The organism is Marinifilum sp. D737 (genome assembly GCF_026672275.1).
GTDB lineage: Bacteria > Bacteroidota > Bacteroidia > Bacteroidales > Marinifilaceae > Marinifilum.
On the sequence record NZ_JANQCD010000105.1, the window covers coordinates 1 to 470 of the forward strand.

At 39.8% G+C, this 470-nt stretch carries 1 protein-coding gene; it reads right to left on the bottom strand.

The window, feature by feature from the left end; genetic code table 11:
• The coding region (locus tag NQ163_RS20890) for a VOC family protein (RefSeq protein ID WP_268192196.1) at positions 1 to 428 on the bottom strand (428 nt) is incomplete at its 3' end.
• Positions 429 to 470 lie beyond the last annotated feature (42 nt).

Consider the following 470-nt stretch of genomic DNA (forward strand, 5'->3'; position numbering starts at 1 on the left):
TAACACATACGGTATGGTTTATCACCTGGATAATATTCACGAATAGGCATACGCTGTTTTCCTCCATGCTCAACAATTTTTTGAACCAATCCTTCTACATCCGGATCCTGAACCGAAAAATGGAATAATCCGGTTTGGAATGGATTGAATTCCGGAGCTTTTGGTTGACTTTCTTTGAATTCGAATAGTTCAATTCCAATGCGATCGCCGGTTGAAAGGTGCGCAATGCGAAAACTGTTCCATCCTTTGCCAAATACATCAATACACATTTGTCCGATTGCTGTCTCATTTTCTTCCAGGACTTCGGTTGGAGGCATAATTATATAAAACCCCATTACTTCGGTGTAGAATTTCACTGCCTTGTCCAAATCAGGCACTGTAATCCCAATATGGGAAAAGCTCTTTGGATAAACTTTTTGATCTTTCATCTCTGTTGTTTTGGTTTGTGCATCAAGCGAAAAACAAAGGCT